Origin of the sequence: Massilia luteola (genome assembly GCF_034420155.1) — a bacterium.
Lineage (GTDB): Bacteria > Pseudomonadota > Gammaproteobacteria > Burkholderiales > Burkholderiaceae_D > Telluria > Telluria luteola.
Window position 1 is genome coordinate 112859 of sequence record NZ_JAXOFN010000020.1, and the last position, 16977, is coordinate 129835.

At 64.6% G+C, this 16977-nt stretch carries 16 protein-coding genes, 1 tRNA gene and 1 pseudogene; 9 read left to right on the top strand and 9 right to left on the bottom strand.

The genetic code is table 11. The features are described from left to right. Window positions 1-340 precede the first annotated feature (340 nt). The 3 genes from U9J41_RS19770 to U9J41_RS19780 all read left to right on the top strand — a co-directional run bounded on the left by U9J41_RS19770 (window position 341) and on the right by U9J41_RS19780 (window position 3183). Window positions 341-2137 (top strand): methyl-accepting chemotaxis protein, encoded by a 1797-nt coding sequence (locus U9J41_RS19770; protein WP_322403875.1) that lies wholly within the window; start codon window positions 341-343, stop codon window positions 2135-2137. Between the two features lie 103 nt (window positions 2138-2240). Next, window positions 2241-2558: an energy transducer TonB gene (locus U9J41_RS19775; RefSeq protein WP_322403892.1), complete on the top strand. Its 318-nt coding sequence runs from the start codon at window positions 2241-2243 to the stop codon at window positions 2556-2558. A gap of 253 nt (window positions 2559-2811) precedes the next feature. Then, window positions 2812-3183, top strand: coding sequence for a hypothetical protein (locus U9J41_RS19780; RefSeq protein ID WP_322403876.1), 372 nt, complete (start codon window positions 2812-2814; stop codon window positions 3181-3183). 1 nt (window position 3184) lies between these two features. Here U9J41_RS19780 and U9J41_RS19785 read toward each other — a convergent pair whose 3' ends face one another. From U9J41_RS19785 to U9J41_RS19795, 3 genes are read right to left on the bottom strand one after another with little or no spacing between them, the layout of a single operon-like run. Beyond that, window positions 3185-4396 carry a YbdK family carboxylate-amine ligase gene (locus U9J41_RS19785; protein WP_322403877.1) on the bottom strand — a complete coding sequence of 404 codons (1212 nt, stop codon included), beginning with the start codon at window positions 4394-4396 and terminating at the stop codon, window positions 3185-3187. Next, on the bottom strand, window positions 4393-5601 hold the full coding sequence (locus tag U9J41_RS19790; protein WP_322403878.1) for a cation:proton antiporter domain-containing protein: 1209 nt from the start codon (window positions 5599-5601) through the stop codon (window positions 4393-4395). Before U9J41_RS19790 ends, U9J41_RS19785 begins: the two co-directional genes overlap by 4 nt. Next, window positions 5594-6667, bottom strand: a complete 1074-nt coding sequence (locus U9J41_RS19795) for a hypothetical protein (protein ID WP_322403879.1) — start codon at window positions 6665-6667, stop codon at window positions 5594-5596. Before U9J41_RS19795 ends, U9J41_RS19790 begins: the two co-directional genes overlap by 8 nt. A 397-nt stretch (window positions 6668-7064) precedes the next feature. On the opposite strand from U9J41_RS19795, the gene U9J41_RS19800 reads away from it, so the two are divergent. From U9J41_RS19800 to U9J41_RS19810, 3 genes are all read left to right on the top strand, one after another. Next, the gene (locus tag U9J41_RS19800; RefSeq protein WP_322403880.1) at window positions 7065-7652 is read left to right on the top strand and encodes a PAAR domain-containing protein; all 588 of its coding nucleotides are present in this window, start codon (window positions 7065-7067) and stop codon (window positions 7650-7652) included. A 62-nt stretch (window positions 7653-7714) separates the two neighbouring features. After that, window positions 7715-8224 (top strand): transglycosylase SLT domain-containing protein, encoded by a 510-nt coding sequence (locus tag U9J41_RS19805; RefSeq protein ID WP_322403881.1) that lies wholly within the window; start codon window positions 7715-7717, stop codon window positions 8222-8224. Then, window positions 8221-8778, top strand: coding sequence for a hypothetical protein (locus U9J41_RS19810; protein WP_322403882.1), 558 nt, complete (start codon window positions 8221-8223; stop codon window positions 8776-8778). Before U9J41_RS19805 ends, U9J41_RS19810 begins: the two co-directional genes overlap by 4 nt. A 56-nt stretch (window positions 8779-8834) precedes the next feature. Here U9J41_RS19810 and U9J41_RS19815 read toward each other — a convergent pair. From U9J41_RS19815 to U9J41_RS19830, 4 genes are all read right to left on the bottom strand, one after another. Further along, a tRNA-His gene (locus tag U9J41_RS19815) sits at window positions 8835-8910 on the bottom strand. Window positions 8911-9012: 102 nt separating this feature from the next. Further along, entirely contained in the window at window positions 9013-9852 is an 840-nt protein-coding gene (murI, locus tag U9J41_RS19820) for a glutamate racemase (RefSeq protein ID WP_322403883.1), read from the bottom strand. An 88-nt stretch (window positions 9853-9940) separates the two neighbouring features. Then, window positions 9941-11476 carry a fumarate hydratase gene (locus U9J41_RS19825; RefSeq protein WP_322403884.1) on the bottom strand — a complete coding sequence of 512 codons (1536 nt, stop codon included), beginning with the start codon at window positions 11474-11476 and terminating at the stop codon, window positions 9941-9943. Between the two features lie 36 nt (window positions 11477-11512). Continuing rightward, the gene (locus U9J41_RS19830) at window positions 11513-12118 is read right to left on the bottom strand and encodes a TIGR00645 family protein (protein ID WP_322403885.1); all 606 of its coding nucleotides are present in this window, start codon (window positions 12116-12118) and stop codon (window positions 11513-11515) included. Window positions 12119-12327: 209 nt separating this feature from the next. Between U9J41_RS19830 and acs the strand changes: the two genes are divergently transcribed. Continuing rightward, window positions 12328-14319, top strand: coding sequence for an acetate--CoA ligase (gene acs, locus U9J41_RS19835; protein WP_322403886.1), 1992 nt, complete (start codon window positions 12328-12330; stop codon window positions 14317-14319). Window positions 14320-14466: 147 nt separating this feature from the next. Here acs and U9J41_RS19840 read toward each other — a convergent pair whose 3' ends face one another. Next, window positions 14467-14739 carry a KTSC domain-containing protein gene (locus tag U9J41_RS19840; protein WP_322403887.1) on the bottom strand — a complete coding sequence of 91 codons (273 nt, stop codon included), beginning with the start codon at window positions 14737-14739 and terminating at the stop codon, window positions 14467-14469. A 158-nt stretch (window positions 14740-14897) separates the two neighbouring features. Here U9J41_RS19840 and U9J41_RS19845 point away from each other — a divergent pair, with 158 nt between their 5' ends. After that, on the top strand, window positions 14898-15824 hold the full coding sequence (locus U9J41_RS19845) for a lipase family alpha/beta hydrolase (protein WP_322403888.1): 927 nt from the start codon (window positions 14898-14900) through the stop codon (window positions 15822-15824). Beyond that, window positions 15821-16735, top strand: coding sequence for a lipase secretion chaperone (locus tag U9J41_RS19850; protein WP_322403889.1), 915 nt, complete (start codon window positions 15821-15823; stop codon window positions 16733-16735). Before U9J41_RS19845 ends, U9J41_RS19850 begins: the two co-directional genes overlap by 4 nt. A 28-nt stretch (window positions 16736-16763) precedes the next feature. Here the strand turns inward: U9J41_RS19850 and U9J41_RS19855 are convergent. Next, window positions 16764-16977, bottom strand: a pseudogene (locus U9J41_RS19855) (IS110 family transposase); the annotation flags it as partial.

Sequence of the window (16977 nt, forward strand, 5' to 3'; positions counted from 1 at the left end):
GTCATTTTCCTACCTCGGCCGCACCGTGTGGTCGGGATGTTCAAAATCCGCTACAGAAAATGATGCATTTGTGAAATCATTTGCGTCATCTTCCTTGCTGAAAAGCAAGAATAGACCCATAATCTAGGCTCTTCTCCTTGCACGACATCTAATCCTGTTGTTGTGGCGAAACATAATTACAGCGGTGCATGTTTTCTGTCTGCAATTCGCCGTTTTGATTTATCCTGACGGAAATACGCAAGTCCACCGGGAAGATGGACTTTTCGTAACAAAAAAGAGACGGCCTCGGGGCGGCAGGCACCCGGGCGGATCTGATCACTTGGAACAGGGAAGATAAGGAATGAATCTCGCAAACATGAAGGTCGGCGCACGTCTGGGCTTGGGCTTTGCCCTCGTACTCGTGCTGCTGGTCATGGTCACTGTCATCGGCATCCTGCGCATGGCGCAGATCCAGAACCGGCTCGACCACGTCGTGAATGTCAATAATATCGTGACCCGTCTGGTCGTCGACATGCGCAACAACGTGAGCGAGCGTGTCACGTCGCTGCGCACCCTGACCCTGATGACCGATCCGGCCGACATGGAGCCGGAGCTGAACCGTTTCAAGGAACAGACCGCCAAGTACGACGCCCTGCAGGGCAAGCTGGCGGCCAAATTCTCGGAAGAAGCTTCGGCTGAGGAAAAATCCCTGCTGAATCAAGTGAAAGAATCCGAAGGCGCGGCCATGCCGGCCATCGCCAAGGCGTCGGCACTGTATCTGGCCAACAACGCGATGGACGCTACCCGCGTGATGGTCAAGGAAATCCGTCCGGCCCAGAAGAAATGGCTGGAAGCACTGGACCAGCTGGGCAGCCTGGAAGACAAGCAGAATGCGCAGAGCCAGGTGGATGCCGAGGTTGCCTTCGCCAGCGCCCGCAACTTCATGCTCATGCTGCTGGGTCTGGCCGTTACGCTCGGCGTCCTGGCCGCGACCATCATCACCCGCGGCCTGCTGAAGCAACTGGGCGCCGAGCCGGGCTATACCGCCCGGATCGCCGGCAGCATCGCCGAAGGCGACCTGTCGATCGCCATCGACACCAAATCGTCGGATCGCGGCAGCCTGCTGGTCGAAATGAAGCAGATGCGCAACAGCCTGGTCGACATCGTCAGCCAGGTGCGTCGCGGCACGCACACCATCACCACGGCGTCGCGTGAAATCGCAGCCGGCAACACCGACCTGTCGTCGCGTACCGAACTGCAGGCCAGCTCGCTGGAAAAGACCGCGTCGGCGATGGAAGAACTGACGTCGACCGTGAAGCAGAACGCGGACAATGCCCGCGAAGCGAACCACCTGGCCGCCACCGCGTCGGACGTGGCACGCAAGGGCGGCGAAGTGGTGTCGCAGGTGGTCGGCACGATGGGCGAGATCAATAGCTCGGCAAGCAAGATCGCCGACATCATCGGCGTCATCGACGGCATCGCCTTCCAGACGAACATCCTGGCGCTGAACGCGGCCGTCGAGGCGGCACGTGCCGGTGAACAGGGCCGCGGCTTCGCCGTGGTCGCGTCGGAAGTGCGCAACCTGGCCCAGCGTTCCGCTGCGGCAGCGAAAGAAATCAAGCAGCTGATCGGCGACTCCGTCGAGAAGATCGGCCGCGGCAGCAAGCTCGTCGGCCAAGCCGGCGAGACGATGGACGAGGTCGTCGCGAGCGTCAAGCGCGTGACCGACATCATGAGCGACATCGCGAACGCCAGCGCCGAACAGAGCGCCGGCATCGAGCAGGTCAACGTGTCGATCATCGAGATGGACGGCATGACCCAGCAGAACGCCGCGCTGGTCGAAGAAGCCGCCGCCGCCTTCCAGAGCCTGCAAGACCAGGCCGCGGAACTGCAGCGCGTCGTCAGCATCTTCAAACTGGCCGAGGGCGAGGAACCGGTCGTCGCGGAAGCACCGGCGTCGGCCGCTGTCGCCACCCGTGCCGTCGTCGTCCGTCCGGCCAAGCCGCAGCTGAAGAAGCCGGCCCAAGGTCCGGCCAAGGCCAAGGCCAGGGCCAAGGCCGCCGCACCGGCGCCGAGCGAGCGACCGGCCGATGCGCCGGGATCGACCGCGAAGAAAGTCGCCGCGGCTGCCGCCAGCGACGACTGGGAAGAATTCTGAGCCAGGACGGCTCGTCCAGCGCCGGTGATCGCGCCGGCATCAAAAAAAACTTTGTTTTTCGGGGGTAATAAAAATGTCCAATAAGAAATTTGCTGTGAGCCTGATGGCTCTGCTGGTATCGGGTGTCGCCGGTTCGGCTTTCGCGGGCGAAACGCCGGCAACGTTCGATCCGAACAAGTGCAAGGTCGAGTATCCGAAAGCGTCGCTGATGAACGAAGAGCAGGGCGTGACCGTCGTGTCCTTCCTCGTCAACGCCGACGGCTCGGTGGCCGATTCGAAGCTGGAAAAGTCGAGCGGCTTCAAGGGTCTGGACAAGGCCGCGCTCAAGGGCCTGTCGGCCTGCAAGTTCAAGCCGGGCACCAAGGACGGCGCGCCGGCCCAGACCTGGACCAAGGTCGACTACGCCTGGAAGCTGGACTGATCGCCCGGGGATGCCGGCCGGTCCGGCTCGGCGCCCCAGGTGAGGCATTGCGTCCCCGGCATCTTTGCCGGGTGCGCACGAGACCTGCGGCCCGGCGGCATCCACGAGCCTGAAAAGGGCGTCCCTGCGGGGGCGCCCTTTTTGTTACTGGGATGTGGCGGCATGTTTCGGTTGTAAGCGCTTGCATCAATCCCGCTGGCGCGCCCGGCGAATCGCTATAGTGGTCTCACAACGAACCGAAAGGAGAACCACCATGAAACGCATTCTCTGTGCCGCCGCGCTTGCCCTCGCCAGTACCGCCGCCGTCCTGCCCGCGCAGGCATTCGCGCGGGAGGTCGTCGTCGTCCGCACGGCGCCGCCGCCGCCGCGCCACGAAGTCGTGCCGGCCGCCCGTCACGGTTATGAATGGGCGCCGGGTTACTGGAACTGGAACGGCCACCGCTACGTGTGGATGCGCGGCCATTGGGAGCGGGTGCGTCCGGGCTATGTCTGGCATCGTCCGGAATGGCGCCAGGGCGACCGCGGCTGGGAACTGGATCGCGGCGGCTGGCGCCACGGCGATCGCGACGGCGATGGGGTCCCGAACCGCGTCGACCGCCATCCCGCCAATCCGCACCGCCCCTGATTCAAGCCAGCGGCGCGCCGTCCTCGAACATTTCGCTGGCCATCCGCGCCAGGTCGTTCATGCCGCCGCCGGACACGAGATGGGCGCGCAGCCAGCGCGCCTGTCCGCCGTCCTTCATGAGGTGCTCGATCACCTCGCACGCCTTGCCGAAACCCGGGTCGCTCGAACGGCCCCGCAGCCGTTCGAGGTCGGCGCGGATCGCTTCCCCGATGGGCATCGACGCACCCGTTTCCGGATCGATCCAGCTGGCGTCGACGCCATCGCGCGCCGCGTTGAAGCGGTTCCAGATGTACAGTTCGCGACTGCTGCTTCCCGGCCAGCGGCCCGGCTGGGCGGCCCATTCCAGGCACAGCTCGCGCGCGTAACAGGCCAGCGCGGCCGCGTAGACGGGCTTCAACGGCGTATCCAGCACGCGCAGCTCGATCGTCCCGTATTCGGGCTTGGGCCGCACGTCCCAATAAAAATCCTTGATGCTGTTGACGATGCCGTGGCCGGCCAGTTCGTCGAAGTGGGCGCGGAAGTCGTTCCACGTCCGGATCCCGTACGGCAGGATGCCGCTCATCGGGAACGCGCCCACGACGTTGCTGCGCGAGCTGCAGAAGCCGGACACTTCGCCTTGCCAGCAGGGCGAATTGGCCGACAGGGCGATGAACAGCGGCGCGCGCTGCGTGAGCCATGAACACAGGCGCATCGCTTCGTCCGGCGAGCCCGCGCCGATGTGCACGTGCATGCCAAACACGGTAAACAGTTTAGCCAGATAGCCGAACTTGCGCTCGGATTCGAAATAGCGCTCCTTCGGGTAGATGCGCTGCTCGCTCCACTTCTGGAACGGGTGCGCGCCGCCGCCCGAGATCGATGCGCCGACGTCGAACGCGGCGCGCTGCACCGTCGTGCGGATGTGCTCCAGCTGCTCGGCCGCCTCGTCGAACGAGGTCAGGATCGCGGTCGCCACCTCCAGCATCGACGTCGTGATTTCCGGCGTGTGCACCCACGGTTTGTCGTGCTTGTCCAGCAGGCGCAGGATGTCCGGCGCGGCCGGGAATAGGTCGAACGTGAGGCGGTCGAGCACCATCAGTTCCAGTTCGATGCCCATCGTGCCGACCGTCGACGCCTTGAAGTCCGGCAGGTAGGCGGGGCCCTGGCCGGACACGGCTTGCGCCTGGGCGTCCTGTTTCAGCTTGACCAGCGCTTCGTCGTTCATCAATTCGCTCATTGCGAACCTCCTCGATAGGTTTCGCCCGCCAGGCGCAGGCCGACCCAGGTCAGGCCGGGCGCGAGCAGGACGTTCAGGGCCAGCAGCGCGCCCATCACGGCGGTGGACGTCGCATCGAGCCCGGTGTAGGCGTTCAAGGTGTTGTCGACGACGAGGCCGCCGTAGCTCACCAGGGAGCACATCGACAAGGACATCGCATGCTGCTTGCGCACGTCCCAGGCCGTACCGGGCCACAGCGCGAGGCGGGTCGCCGCGATGCGGACGGCGAACACCGTCACGGCCGCCAGGATCGCCCAGCCATGCAGCAGCTGTTGCAGGTCGACGAGCGCGGCCGACATCAGGAACAGCAGCACATAGCCGATGTCCTGCGCGGTCTTCAACTGGGCCTGGAACACGTTGTCGCGCTTCTCGACGTTGCGCAGCAGGACGCCCATCAGCAACAGCGACAGCAGGGCACTCGCCGCCGTCACGGAGCACAGGCCCAGGTCGATCAGGAGCGCGGCCAGTAGCATGCCGGGACGCAGCGTCGCCGGCACCTTGCACAACCGCGTGGCGAGCGCGTACACGCCGTAGGACAGCGCGGCGATCCCGGCGCCCACCACGAGCTTGCCGCCCTGGCGCATCAGCTCCGTCGCGAAATCGCCGCTCGCGTCAAGGCCGTGGCTGCGCGTCCAGGCCAGGGTGATCCCGAGCGCGAGCAGGGCGACGAGGTTGGAGAGGCCGACCATGTTGGACGTGGCGAAGGTGCTCGTGCCGCTGGCGTTTTCGTCCGCGACCATCGAACTGTGGATGACGGGATTGACGGCGATGAGGATCGACCCGATGAAGATCGCCGCGCCCCACGGCAGGCCGAGCAGCCCGAGCGTCACGGCGGACGCCGCGCCGCGCACCAGCGTCGCCAGCAGCAGGCTCGCGCCCTGGCGTCCGCTGCGCATCAGCCACGCGAGGTCCATCTTGCGGCCGACTTCGAACAGCACCAGCGCGGCGGCGCCGTTGAGCAGTTCCTGGAACTGGGTCAGCAGCGCGCTGTCGATGAAGCCGCCGCCGGTCGCGCCGAGCAGCAGGCCCGCGATCACGGCGCCATACAGTTTGGGGATCTTGAAACGCTGCAGCGTCAGGCCGATCACGAGCGCGAGCATCAGGCCCGCGCCCAGCACGGCCAGCGGCGACAGCAGCCACAATGGGGTGGACAGTTCGTCATTCATGGCGCACCTCCCATGCATGGGCGAGCGCGGTCAGCTCGCGTTCGATCACGTCCGCGCGTTGTTTCGCCAGTTCCTTCTGGCGCTCGGGCGCCGCCGGCGCCAGGTCGCTGACGATGCGCGCACGCACGATGCCCGCATCGTCGCGCAGCGGAATCCACAGCTGCCCCTTGACGCTGCGGCCTTCCTTCCAGACGGCGATGAATTTGGCGCCCGTGCGCTCGCCGGGTTGGGCCGGGTCGAGCAGGGTAAACGGCTGCAGCCATTCGGCGTCGGGGAAACGGCGCGCCAGCTGCACCTGCATGCCGCTGCGCTGCTCCAGGCGCGCGTCGTCGCGCGAATACGGCAGGTGGATGCGCGTCTGCGTGATGCCCGCCGTCTCCAGGCGCAGGCAGGTCTTCTCGGACACCCAGCGCCACGTATCGCCGTCGAGCACGCGCGGCTTGCCCTTTGACGCATCGCGCCAGGCGACGAACAGCGGCGACGCGGCCGGCAGCGGATTGTCCGCATCGATGGCATGCGCCGCCTTGGTCACGTCGCTCCAATGGTCGGCCTGCCAGTCGCGCGTATCGGGTTTCTCGGACGGCTGCCAGCGCCACAGTGCCGCCGACCATTGCCCGTCGTCGCCGCGCCAGATGGCCGCCAACTGCTGCGCATCGGCGGCGCCGGACGTCACGGTCCGGCCGGACCAGACGCTGCGCCATGGCGGCGCGTCAGCATGGATGGCCTGCGTGAGGCGATGCCACGCGATGGCGGCCGGCGGCAGGCAGGTGGCAGTCGGCGTCGGAATGGCGCGCCAGTACACCATCTGTACGCGCTGGCTCCAGGCGCAGCGCCGCGCGGTCGGCTCGCCCATGCCCGCCAAGGCCGGATCGATGGGCGCCGCGCAGTCGCCGGGGTGGGAACCGCTCAACTGCGTGAAGTCGGCGATGGCGGGCGTCTTGGGTTCCGCGGGCTTGCGCCTGGCGGCCTGTGACGGTGGTGCAAGCAACACGCACAGTGCAAATGCGCTCGCGAGCAGGCGGGCCTTGTCGAAGCGGTGGCGGTGCGACGGTGTTACTGGGGTCATGAGTGATCGGCCCTCGGAGAGAGACCTCGGCGCGGCCGGCGGGGAAGGAAGATCCGTCCCGGGGCGCGGAGGCGGGAGGTCGCAGCGCGGCGGTGTCGGCCGGCGTCTGGACCCGTTGAAAGAGTGGATGCTGCGGGGCGCATCCGCGCTGCGGCGGGGCCGCACGGCGGCCAGGTCAACGCCATGCCCGCCGCTCGTTATTTTGGGTGAATATCGCGGTCAAGTATAGGGCAAATAATTCATTTGCTCAAATATGATTGACGTAAGTACATTTTCGACATGTATTTTAGACGATGCGGGGGTGGGGTGGCGTACGGTTGAGTTGGTGGAAAGCGGGTGCTTCGCCGTAGCGCGAGGTTGAGGTGGCGCAAAACAAGCCGCTCAACGATAAGCTGTAATGGAGCGCCTTTATATTGACTTCACTCAACAAATGCCTGCGCGAGCGATCATTCGAAAAGGGGACGCAACTTCCCACGGCGGCAAAGTCCTCGAGGGATGGGAGCACACGAATCTGTACGGCCTTCCAGTCGCCGGATTAGGGCATAAAGTCTGGTGTCCTAAGTGCAAAGGCAATTTTCCGATCGTCGAGGGGGCGACAAACCATGTGTTTGGCAGTGTCGGCACCGCCCTTGAAGGCATGCTGACCGCTTGTGGCGCGACGCTCGTCGCTTCCCAGCATACTGCGACCGTCGACTATGGCGGGGAAGTCCGTTCGGACGGCCTGAACAATCGAGGAACTCCCGCGGTGGATACGAGGGAACCTGAAGAAAACTTCGATCGCTATTTTGTATTGCTTGACTCCGCCACGGGCAAGTCATTGTGCCAGCGCAGCTATGCCATTCGGCTACCCGACGGTAGCAGCATTGAAGGCACGACGGACGCTCAAGGTCACACGAAACTTTGTTCGGCGAGTGACAATCACGTCGTGGAACTGACTGTGTATGATGACACGCCCCCGATTCGTCCAGACTGGGACCGCATATGACTTCATTACAGGTGGTACATCGTCAGAGCGCGAGACTCACGCCTCAATCCGATAAAACACCCGTGCAAGCCAAGGTCGACGACGCGAAAAGACTCCGCGAGATTCGTGCGCTGGTCAGGGAAAACAATCGCTCCCAGATTAAGGATGACGTCATCATTTGTCAGATATACATGGAGTCAAGGTTTGATGCTGGCTCGCAATCCGATTCCAGCACTGCCAAGGGCCTTATGCAACTGTTGAGGGGAACTGTCCGCGAACTATATCGGCTGCAAAATCTCAGGCTGCCTCGCGCCGAACGTCGTTGCGATGCCGATGTTTTTGCAGCAGCGGATCGTTACCATGACAGTTCGGAGTTCTTGGAAGAAGCGAAAAACATCGAAGCTGGCACGTCGTATCTCCAGGTATTGATTGATCGTGAGCGTACAAAGGGCGCGGCAGATCCGATAAGCGAGGCGTATAAAGACTATCGTGGCGTGAGGAACGGAATCTACTATGCCAAGATTAAGGCAGCCGCGGACAAGCTTGCAAAGGCGCCGGAAGATATGGAAATTCTGAGGGGAATGGTTCGGTGAGAAAGTTATCGGCGCAGTTTATTTGTTTGATTATGCTTGTTTGGTCCGGCGTTGCCATTGCGCAGACCACCTTGGTGACCTGCCGGCTCGGTAAGAAGCAGCATGAGACCATTTCGGTGATTGCGGGGCAGTCGATCGCGGATTCGCGGATAATCTCATTGAAGATGTCATCCGAACACCGGCCGCAGCTAATATTTGGCGACGAGGATAATGCCTCGCGTGGCTCGGAAGTCAGAGCCAAATGCGTCGGTAAAGAAGAGAAGGTTTTGGTTCTCGTCGGTGAGTTTCTCGGGGCGGGTTACCCAAGAGGCGTTGCCGTACGCGTCAATAAGGGGCGGCTCGAAAAGATTGAATTCGCCGAGCGGGGATTGCCGGCATTCGTCGATCTGATGCCGTCCGAGATGCGGCTGGCCTTTTCCCGCCATGGTCCCGAGATCGCTGCTCAATTCGCAATCTATACCTATGTCAGCGGTGCGGGTCCGATGCCGGAGGTGAAAGAGGCGAATCGTGTTCCGCTCCCTATCGATGGGGTTCGAATTCCGGTGCAGCCTTAGCAGGGATGCGAACGAAAAAAGCCGCGAAGCTTGCACTCGCGGCTTTTTTGAATTCTTGGGGTGGCTGATGGGACTCGAACCCACGACAACAGGAATCACAATCCTGGACTCTACCAACTGAGCTACAGCCACCACTGTCTTACTTGCCGTCTCGTTGCTGCCGAGACAGAACGAGATTATATAGCGTCATTCGCAATCTGGCAAATCGAATTGGCCCAGCAGTGCGCCGCCCGCCTACGCCGCCCCGAACGTCGCTTCCCGCACCGGCGGATCGATGCCGATCAGGCCGTTGAACGCGGCGGACAGCGCGGTGGCGCTGGCGCTCGTGTACGCGTCCAGCCGCGCGGGCGCGTCGGACTGTGCGGGACGCAGCAGAAGGCCGGCATCCAGCAGCCGCACCAGCTGGCGCGCCACCGCTTCCCCGGTGTCGATGAGTGCGATGTCGCGTGCGCCCGTCGACGCGATCACCTCCTCGATCGCCGCCTGCACGAGCGGGTAGTGTGTGCAGCCCAGGACGAGCGTGTCGGCGCCTGCATCGAGCAGCGGCGTCACGTAGCGGTGCAGCAGTTGCAGCGTGCCTTCCGGGTCGCCGAGTTCGATCTTGTCGACGAGGCCGCGGCACGGTTGCAGCAGGAACTGCGCGCCCGTGGCTTCCGTGATCTGGTCGCGCAGCTGCAGGAACTTGGCGCCGGCCAGCGTGCGCTCCGTGGCCAGCACGCCCACCTTGCCGCTGCGCGTGATCGCCGCCGCGGGCTTCAGGCCCGGTTCCACGCCGACGATGGGCATGGCCGGGAAGCTCTCGCGCATCAGCTTTACGGCGGAGATGGTCGCCGTGTTGCAGGCGACGACGATGGCCTTGGCGCCGCGTTCGACGAGGAAGCGGGCCACCGCCAGCGAGCGTTCGGCGACGACGTGTTCGGGCTTGTCGCCGTACGGGGCGAAGCCGGTGTCGGCCACGTAGAACAGGTGTTCGTGCGGGAGTTGCGCGCGCACGTGGCGCAGAATCGAGAGGCCGCCGAGGCCGGAATCGAAGATGCCGACGGGGGCGTCTTCGGCGTGTGCTTGGGTGTTCATGGGGAGATGGTAACCCGGCAGGAGGCGTTGTGGTTACGCGGACAAAACTTGGGTCCCTGCGCAGGCAGGGGCCCAATTTCAAACGAGGTTAAACCGTTGCGACCGGAATGCCCTTCAGCGACTCGATCTTCGCCGCCCATTCCTTTGGACCGGTTTCGTGCACCGACGTACCCGTCGAGTCGACGGCCACGGTCACCGGCATGTCCTTGACCTCGAACTCGTAGATCGCTTCCATGCCCAGGTCTTCGAAGCCGACGACCTTCGCCGACTTGATCGCCTTCGACACGAGGTAGGCCGAACCGCCGACTGCCATCAGGTACGCCGACTTGTGGTTCTTGATCGACTCGATCGCGACCGGGCCGCGTTCGGCCTTGCCGATCATCGCGATCAGGCCCGTCTTCTCGAGCATCATGTCGGTGAACTTGTCCATGCGGGTCGCCGTCGTCGGGCCGGCCGGTCCCACGACTTCGTCGCGCACCGGATCGACCGGGCCGACGTAGTAGATCACGCGGTTCGTGAAGTCCACCGGCAGCGGTTCGCCTTTCGCCAGCATGTCCTGGATGCGCTTGTGCGCGGCGTCGCGGCCGGTCAGCATCTTGCCGTTCAGGAGCAGCGTCTGGCCCGGCTGCCACGATGCGACTTCTTCCTTCGTCAGCGTGTCGAGGTTGACGCTCTTGCTCTTCTGCGTGTCCGGGGTCCAGTTCACGTCCGGCCAGGTCGACAGCGCCGGCGGTTCGATGTACGACGGGCCCGAGCCGTCCAGCACGAAGTGCGCGTGGCGCGTGGCGGCGCAGTTCGGGATCATCGCGACGGGCTTCGACGCCGCGTGCGTCGGGTACATATTGATCTTCACGTCCAGCACGGTCGTCAGGCCGCCCAGGCCTTGTGCGCCGATGCCCAGCGCGTTGATCTTGTCGCACAGTTCGATGCGCAGCTCTTCCAGCTTGTTCTGCGGGCCGCGTGCTTTCAGCTCGTACATGTCGATGTCTTCCATCAGCGACTCCTTGGCCATCAGCATGGCCTTCTCGGCGGAGCCGCCGATGCCGATGCCCAGCATGCCCGGCGGGCACCAGCCGGCGCCCATCAGCGGGACGGTCTTGAGCACCCAGTCGACCAGCGAGTCGGAGGGGTTCAGCATGACGAACTTGGTCTTGTTTTCCGAGCCGCCGCCTTTGGCCGCGACCATCACGTCGACCGTGTCGCCCGGGACCAGTTCCATGTGGACGACGGCCGGGGTGTTGTCCTTCGTGTTCTTGCGCTCGAAGTGCGGGTCGGCGACGATCGAGGCGCGCAGCTTGTTGTCGGCGAAGTTGTACGCGCGGCGCACGCCTTCGTTGACGGCGTCCGTGATCGAGCCGCTGCCGAAGCCTTCGAAGCGCACGTTCATGCCGATCTTGAGGAACACGTTGACGATGCCGGTGTCCTGGCAGATCGGGCGCTTGCCTTCCGCGCACATGCGCGAGTTGGTGAGGATCTGCGCGATGGCGTCCTTGGCGGCGGGGCTCTGCTCGGCCTCGTAGGCGCGCGCGAGGTGCTGGATGTAGTCGGCGGGGTGGTAGTAGCTGATGTACTGGAGCGCGGCGGCGACCGATTCGATCAGGTCGTCCTGTTTAATGACAGTCATGTGATTCTCGCTGTGGGGGTCTGGAATTACGTTGTATCAGTGTGCTTGGTGCTGGGTGTTCATCATGATCCGGTCGGTGTACGCGATCGCCATCGCCGACAGCAGGAACACGACATGGATGCAGGTCTGCGCGATGATCGTCTTCGCGTCGTAGGATTGGGCGTTGATGAACGTCTTGAGCAGGTGGATCGACGAGATGCCGATGATGGCCATCGCCAGCTTGGTCTTCAGCACGGACGCGTTCACGTGCGACAGCCATTCCGGCTGGTCCGGATGGTCTTCCAGATACATGCGCGACACGAACGTCTCGTAGCCGCCGACGATCACCATGATCAGCAAGTTCGAGATCATGACGACGTCGATCAGGCCGAGCACGACGAGCATGATCGTCGTTTCGTTCAACTTGTCCGGCAGCGGTGCGCCCGGCACGGCCACGGCCTGGAAGATGTGCTGCAGCGCGGCGTCGTTGCCGAGCGCGGCGAGCACGAGGTCTTTGAGTTCGACCCAGAAATGGAACACGTACACGCACTGCGCGAGGATCAGGCCCAGGTAAAGGGGCAGTTGCAGCCAGCGGCTGGCGAACATGAAACTGGCGATGGCGCTGCGTTTCCTTGCGCTGGACGAGGGTTGTGAATCGAGCATCGAGGCGGGCTTTCCAAAGCGGCGGCGGTCAGGACAGCTCAACATTCTACACCCGTCGCGCGTTGCTGGCTTGGCTTCATCGTCGGCCGAAGGTTGGTAGAATGCCACGAGGGATGCTGGTCGGCGCGCGGTGCGATGGCCTGTAAGGGCTCAGTAAGCGAGCGCGCCTAAGGTATGAGGCAAAATTACTACTACTAATGGAGACTAGTATGGCCGAGAACGAGACCCAACATCAGGGACTGCAGGAACATCGCGTGTTCCAGCCGCCCGCACAATTCGCAGCCGATGCCGCCATCTCCGGCATGGATGCATACCGGAAGCTGTGCGACGAAGCCGCCAGCGACTACGAAGGCTTCTGGGCCCGCCTGGCGCGCGAAAACATCGCCTGGCACAAGCCCTTCACCCAGACCCTCGACGAATCGGATGCGCCGTTCTACAAATGGTACGCGGACGGCCAGCTGAACGCATCGTACAACTGCCTCGACCGCAACATCGAGAACGGCAACGGCGACAAGAGCGCGATCATCTTCGAAGCCGACGACGGCAAGGTCACCCGCGCCACGTATCGCGAACTCCACGAGCGCGTGTGCAAATTCGCCAACGGCCTCAAGTCGCGCGGCATCAAGAAGGGCGACCGCGTCATCATCTACATGTCGATGTCGATCGAAGGCGTGGCCGCCATGCAGGCCTGCGCGCGCATCGGCGCGACGCACTCCGTCGTGTTCGGCGGCTTCTCGGCGAAGTCGCTGCAGGAGCGCATCATCGACGCGGGCGCCGTCGCCGTCATCACGGCCGACGAGCAGCTGCGCGGCGGTAAGCCGCTGCCGCTGAAAGCCATCGTCGACGAGGCGCTGGCGCTCGGCGGCTGCGACACGATCCGCGACGTCATCGTCTATAAGCGCACCGGCGGCAACATCAACTTCCAGCAGGGCCGCGACCTGTGGCTGCACGACCTCGTCGATGGCCAGAGCGGCCAGTGCGAGCCGGAGTGGGTCGATGCCGAACACCCGCTGTTCATCCTCTACACGTCCGGCTCGACCGGCACGCCGAAGGGCGTCCAGCACTCGACCGGCGGCTACCTGCTGTGGGCCGCACTGACGATGAAGTGGACCTTCGACATCAAGCCGGACGACGTCTACTGGTGCACAGCCGATATCGGTTGGGTGACCGGCCACACGTACATCTGCTACGGCCCGACGGCCGTCGGCGCCACGCAGATCGTCTTCGAGGGCGTGCCGACGTTCCCGAACGCGGGCCGCTTCTGGGACACGATCGCCAAGCACAAGGTCAGCATCTTCTACACGGCGCCGACCGCGATCCGTTCGCTGATCAAGGCCTCGAACACGGACGAGAAGGTGCATCCGAAGAACTACGACCTGTCCAGCCTGCGCCTGCTGGGCACCGTGGGCGAGCCGATCAACCCGGAAGCGTGGATGTGGTACTACACGCAGATCGGCGGCGAGCGCTGCCCGGTCGTGGACACCTTCTGGCAGACCGAGACGGGCGGCCACATGATCACGCCGCTGCCGGGCGCGACGCCGATGGTGCCGGGTTCCTGCACCTTGCCGCTGCCGGGCATCATGGCCGCGATCGTCGACGAAGCCGGCCACGACGTGCCGAACGGGCAGGGCGGCATCCTCGTGGTGAAGCGTCCGTGGCCGTCGATGATCCGCACCATCTGGAACAACCCGGACCGCTTCCGCAGCGCTTATTACCCGGACGAGTTGGGCGGCCGGTACTACCTCGCCGGCGACGGCGCGATCCGCAACAAGGACACGGGCTACTTCACCATCACGGGCCGCATCGACGACGTGCTGAACGTGTCGGGCCACCGCATGGGCACGATGGAAATCGAGTCCGCGCTCGTGGCGCACCCGATCGTCGCGGAAGCGGCCGTCGTCGGCAAGCCGGACGACACGACCGGTGAGGCGATCTGCGCGTTCGTCGTGCTGAAACAGGCGCGTCCGACCGGCGAGGAAGCGAAGAAGCTGGCGGCCGAGCTGCGCAACTGGGTCGGCAAGGAGATCGGTCCGATCGCCAAGCCGAAGGAAATCCGCTTCGGCGACAACCTGCCCAAGACGCGCTCCGGCAAGATCATGCGCCGCCTGCTGCGCGTGCTGGCCAAGGGCGAGAACATCACCCAGGATATCTCGACGCTGGAAAATCCGGCGATTCTTGAGCAGTTGAAGGAATCTGCCTGACCGTTCGGGCGCTTGATCGGTTACACTGATCAAAGCAGAGTTGACGCCGCGCCGGGAAACCGGGGCGGCGTTTTTTTATGGTCACGCGAAACGGTATTCTTTTGTTACCGTTGAAAAGGGCGGTAGGGTGGGAACACCGTGCCCATCCTACTCGTCGTCGGGCTGCCTGAACAACGTATCCAGGTCCGCCCTTTTGCTGGCCACCGCCGCGCGCCCGCGCGTGCCCGCGAACTCTTCCTCGATATTGTCGCGATAAAAACTCCAGGCCGCGCCCGACGTCGAGAACCGGCGCCAGACCTCGCTGCCGACGCCCGCGTAATCGATCGCGCTACCGTCGTCGAACTCCACGCGCAGGATGCGCTCGCGCGCGTCGTAACCGATGGCGCGCAGCTTGCCCGCGTTGATGCGTTTCATGTCCATGGTGTGGTTTTTCTCCCTAACGATGCATGGATTATTGGGACATTCGCCTGATTCGGCAAGCCACGACGCGTCGCGCGGCCGTGCATGCCTTGTTGCGTTTTGCGCTTGTACGTACTCTGGCTCAGCCGTATCGACCCCATCATAAAGGAGACCAACCGATGAAACGCTTCGCCAACATGCTGGCCGCGCTCTTGTTCGCCCTGTCGTTCCTGCCGCTGTCCGCGTCCGCCGCCGGCTATACCCAGACCCGATATCCGATCGTGCTCGTGCACGGGTTCCTCGGCTGGGACAGCATCGGCCCCTACGATTACTGGTTCGGCATCGCCGACGCCCTGCGCCGCGACGGCGCCCAGGTCTACGTCGCCCAGGTGAGCGCCGCCAACAGTACCGAGGTGCGCGGCGAACAGCTGCTCACCTACGTCAAGCAGGTGCTGGCCGCGACGGGCGCCCAAAAAGTCAACCTGATCGGCCACAGCCACGGCGGGCCGACGGTGCGCTACGTCGCGTCGGTGGCGCCTGGGCTGGTCGCATCCGTGACGAGCGTGGGCGGCGTCAACAAGGGCACCCCGGTGGCCGACATCCTGCGCGGCGTGGCCGCACCGGGATCGTTCTCGGAAGCGGTGCTCGGCTCGATCGTGAACGGCGTTGCGGGCACCATCGCCTTCCTGTCCGGCGACAGCAGCACCCAGGTGTCGACGGCGGCGCTCGACTCGATGACGACGGCGGGCGCCGCGAGGTTCAACGCCGCGCATCCCGAGGGCGTGCCGGCCACGGCGTGCGGCGAAGGCGCGTACCAGGCCCGCGGCGTCTACTATTTTTCGTGGAGCGGCGCGCAGCCGTTCACGAATCTCATCGACCCGCTCGACGCGCCGCTCAGCCTCGTGTCGCTGGCCTTCCTCGGCCAGAAAAACGATGGTCTCGTCGGCAGCTGCTCCAGCCACCTCGGACGCGTGATCCGCGACGACTACGGCATGAACCACCTGGACGAAGTGAACCAGGTGGCGGGCCTCGTAAACCTGTTCGAGACCAATCCCGTCACGCTGTACCGCCAGCACGCGAACCGCCTGCGCGAGATGGGCCTGTGAGCCGGAATCCGACCATCGTCATCGCGCTGGGCGCGGCCGGCATGTTGTGGCTGGCCGCGCTGGCGGGGCGGCCTACGCTGCCGGCGCCCGCCGCGCAGGTCGTGACCGTGGCGCCGGCCGCGCAGCCGTTCGCGCCGTCGCTGCGGGGCACGCGGCCGGACGGCGCCGTGCGCGTGGCGCCGGACGACAGCGTCGTCGCCGACGCCCAGCTGATCGAACTGTTCGACTACTACCTGAGCACCGTGGGCGAGAAATCGCCCGCCGCCGTGCGCGCGGAAATCGAGCGTGAACTGGACCGCACCCTGCGGCCGCCCGCCGCCGCCGCCGCCAAGCGCGTGCTGACGCGCTACATCGAGTACCGGCAGGCGATGGCGGCGCTGGAAACCGATGCGAAGTTGTCCGGCCTGGACACCGCCGCGCTGAAGCGCCGGCTGGCGGCGTTGCACGGGCTGCGCGCGCAGTATTTCAGCCAGCGCGAGATCGCCGCGATCTTCGGCCGCGAGGACGCCGCCAATGCCGACGCGCTGGCGCGCATGGAGATCCGCGAAGACCGCACGCTGACGGCGCAGCAGAAACGGGAACGCCTGGCGGCGCTGGACGCCGGCCTGCCGGCCGACCTGCGCGCCGCGCGCGAGGCCCCGTTGAAGATCGTGCACGTGCAGGAGCAAGCCGAACGGCTGCGCGCAAGCGGTGCCGGCGACGACGACATCTTCCGCCTGCGCGCCGATGCCTTCGGTGCGGATGCGGCCGGACGCCTGGCCGCCGTGGACCGCGAAGAGGCCGAGTGGAAGCGGCGGATCGACACGTATCTCGCCGCGCGCCGCGGGCTGCAAGACGACGCGGCAGTGGCGGCGCTGCGCAGCCGCATGTTCAGCGCGGACGAGCAGCGGCGGCTGGTGGCATACGAATGACCGTAGATACCGTCTTGCGCGTCAAGCCTCACATGGCGTAATTCGGGTCATATGGCCTGCCTGAGTGCACAACACCAAAGCACAGGTGGGCCAGCTTGCGCATGCAGGCACCTATCACGGCCATCTTGGACTTGCCTTTAGCGAGCAAGCGCTCGCTGAAGGATTTGATGTGAGGATTGAAGCGCCGGGCCACGACGGCTGGCATGTAAAGCAGCTTGCGCAGGTGCGATGGGCCAGCCTTG

Bases quoted from the DNA above. Each gene is read 5' to 3' on its own strand.
- U9J41_RS19795 (WP_322403879.1), bottom strand. From the start codon at position 6,667: ATGACCCCAGTAACACCGTCGCACCGCCACCGCTTCGACAAGGCCCGC.
- U9J41_RS19775 (WP_322403892.1), top strand. From the start codon at position 2,241: ATGGCTCTGCTGGTATCGGGTGTCGCCGGTTCGGCTTTCGCGGGCGAA.
- U9J41_RS19840 (WP_322403887.1), bottom strand. From the start codon at position 14,739: ATGGACATGAAACGCATCAACGCGGGCAAGCTGCGCGCCATCGGTTAC.
- U9J41_RS19845 (WP_322403888.1), top strand. From the start codon at position 14,898: ATGAAACGCTTCGCCAACATGCTGGCCGCGCTCTTGTTCGCCCTGTCG.
- U9J41_RS19800 (WP_322403880.1), top strand. From the start codon at position 7,065: ATGGAGCGCCTTTATATTGACTTCACTCAACAAATGCCTGCGCGAGCG.
- acs (WP_322403886.1), top strand. From the start codon at position 12,328: ATGGCCGAGAACGAGACCCAACATCAGGGACTGCAGGAACATCGCGTG.
- U9J41_RS19790 (WP_322403878.1), bottom strand. From the start codon at position 5,601: ATGAATGACGAACTGTCCACCCCATTGTGGCTGCTGTCGCCGCTGGCC.
- murI (WP_322403883.1), bottom strand. From the start codon at position 9,852: ATGAACACCCAAGCACACGCCGAAGACGCCCCCGTCGGCATCTTCGAT.
- U9J41_RS19825 (WP_322403884.1), bottom strand. From the start codon at position 11,476: ATGACTGTCATTAAACAGGACGACCTGATCGAATCGGTCGCCGCCGCG.
- U9J41_RS19830 (WP_322403885.1), bottom strand. From the start codon at position 12,118: ATGCTCGATTCACAACCCTCGTCCAGCGCAAGGAAACGCAGCGCCATC.
- U9J41_RS19785 (WP_322403877.1), bottom strand. From the start codon at position 4,396: ATGAGCGAATTGATGAACGACGAAGCGCTGGTCAAGCTGAAACAGGAC.
- U9J41_RS19770 (WP_322403875.1), top strand. From the start codon at position 341: ATGAATCTCGCAAACATGAAGGTCGGCGCACGTCTGGGCTTGGGCTTT.
- U9J41_RS19780 (WP_322403876.1), top strand. From the start codon at position 2,812: ATGAAACGCATTCTCTGTGCCGCCGCGCTTGCCCTCGCCAGTACCGCC.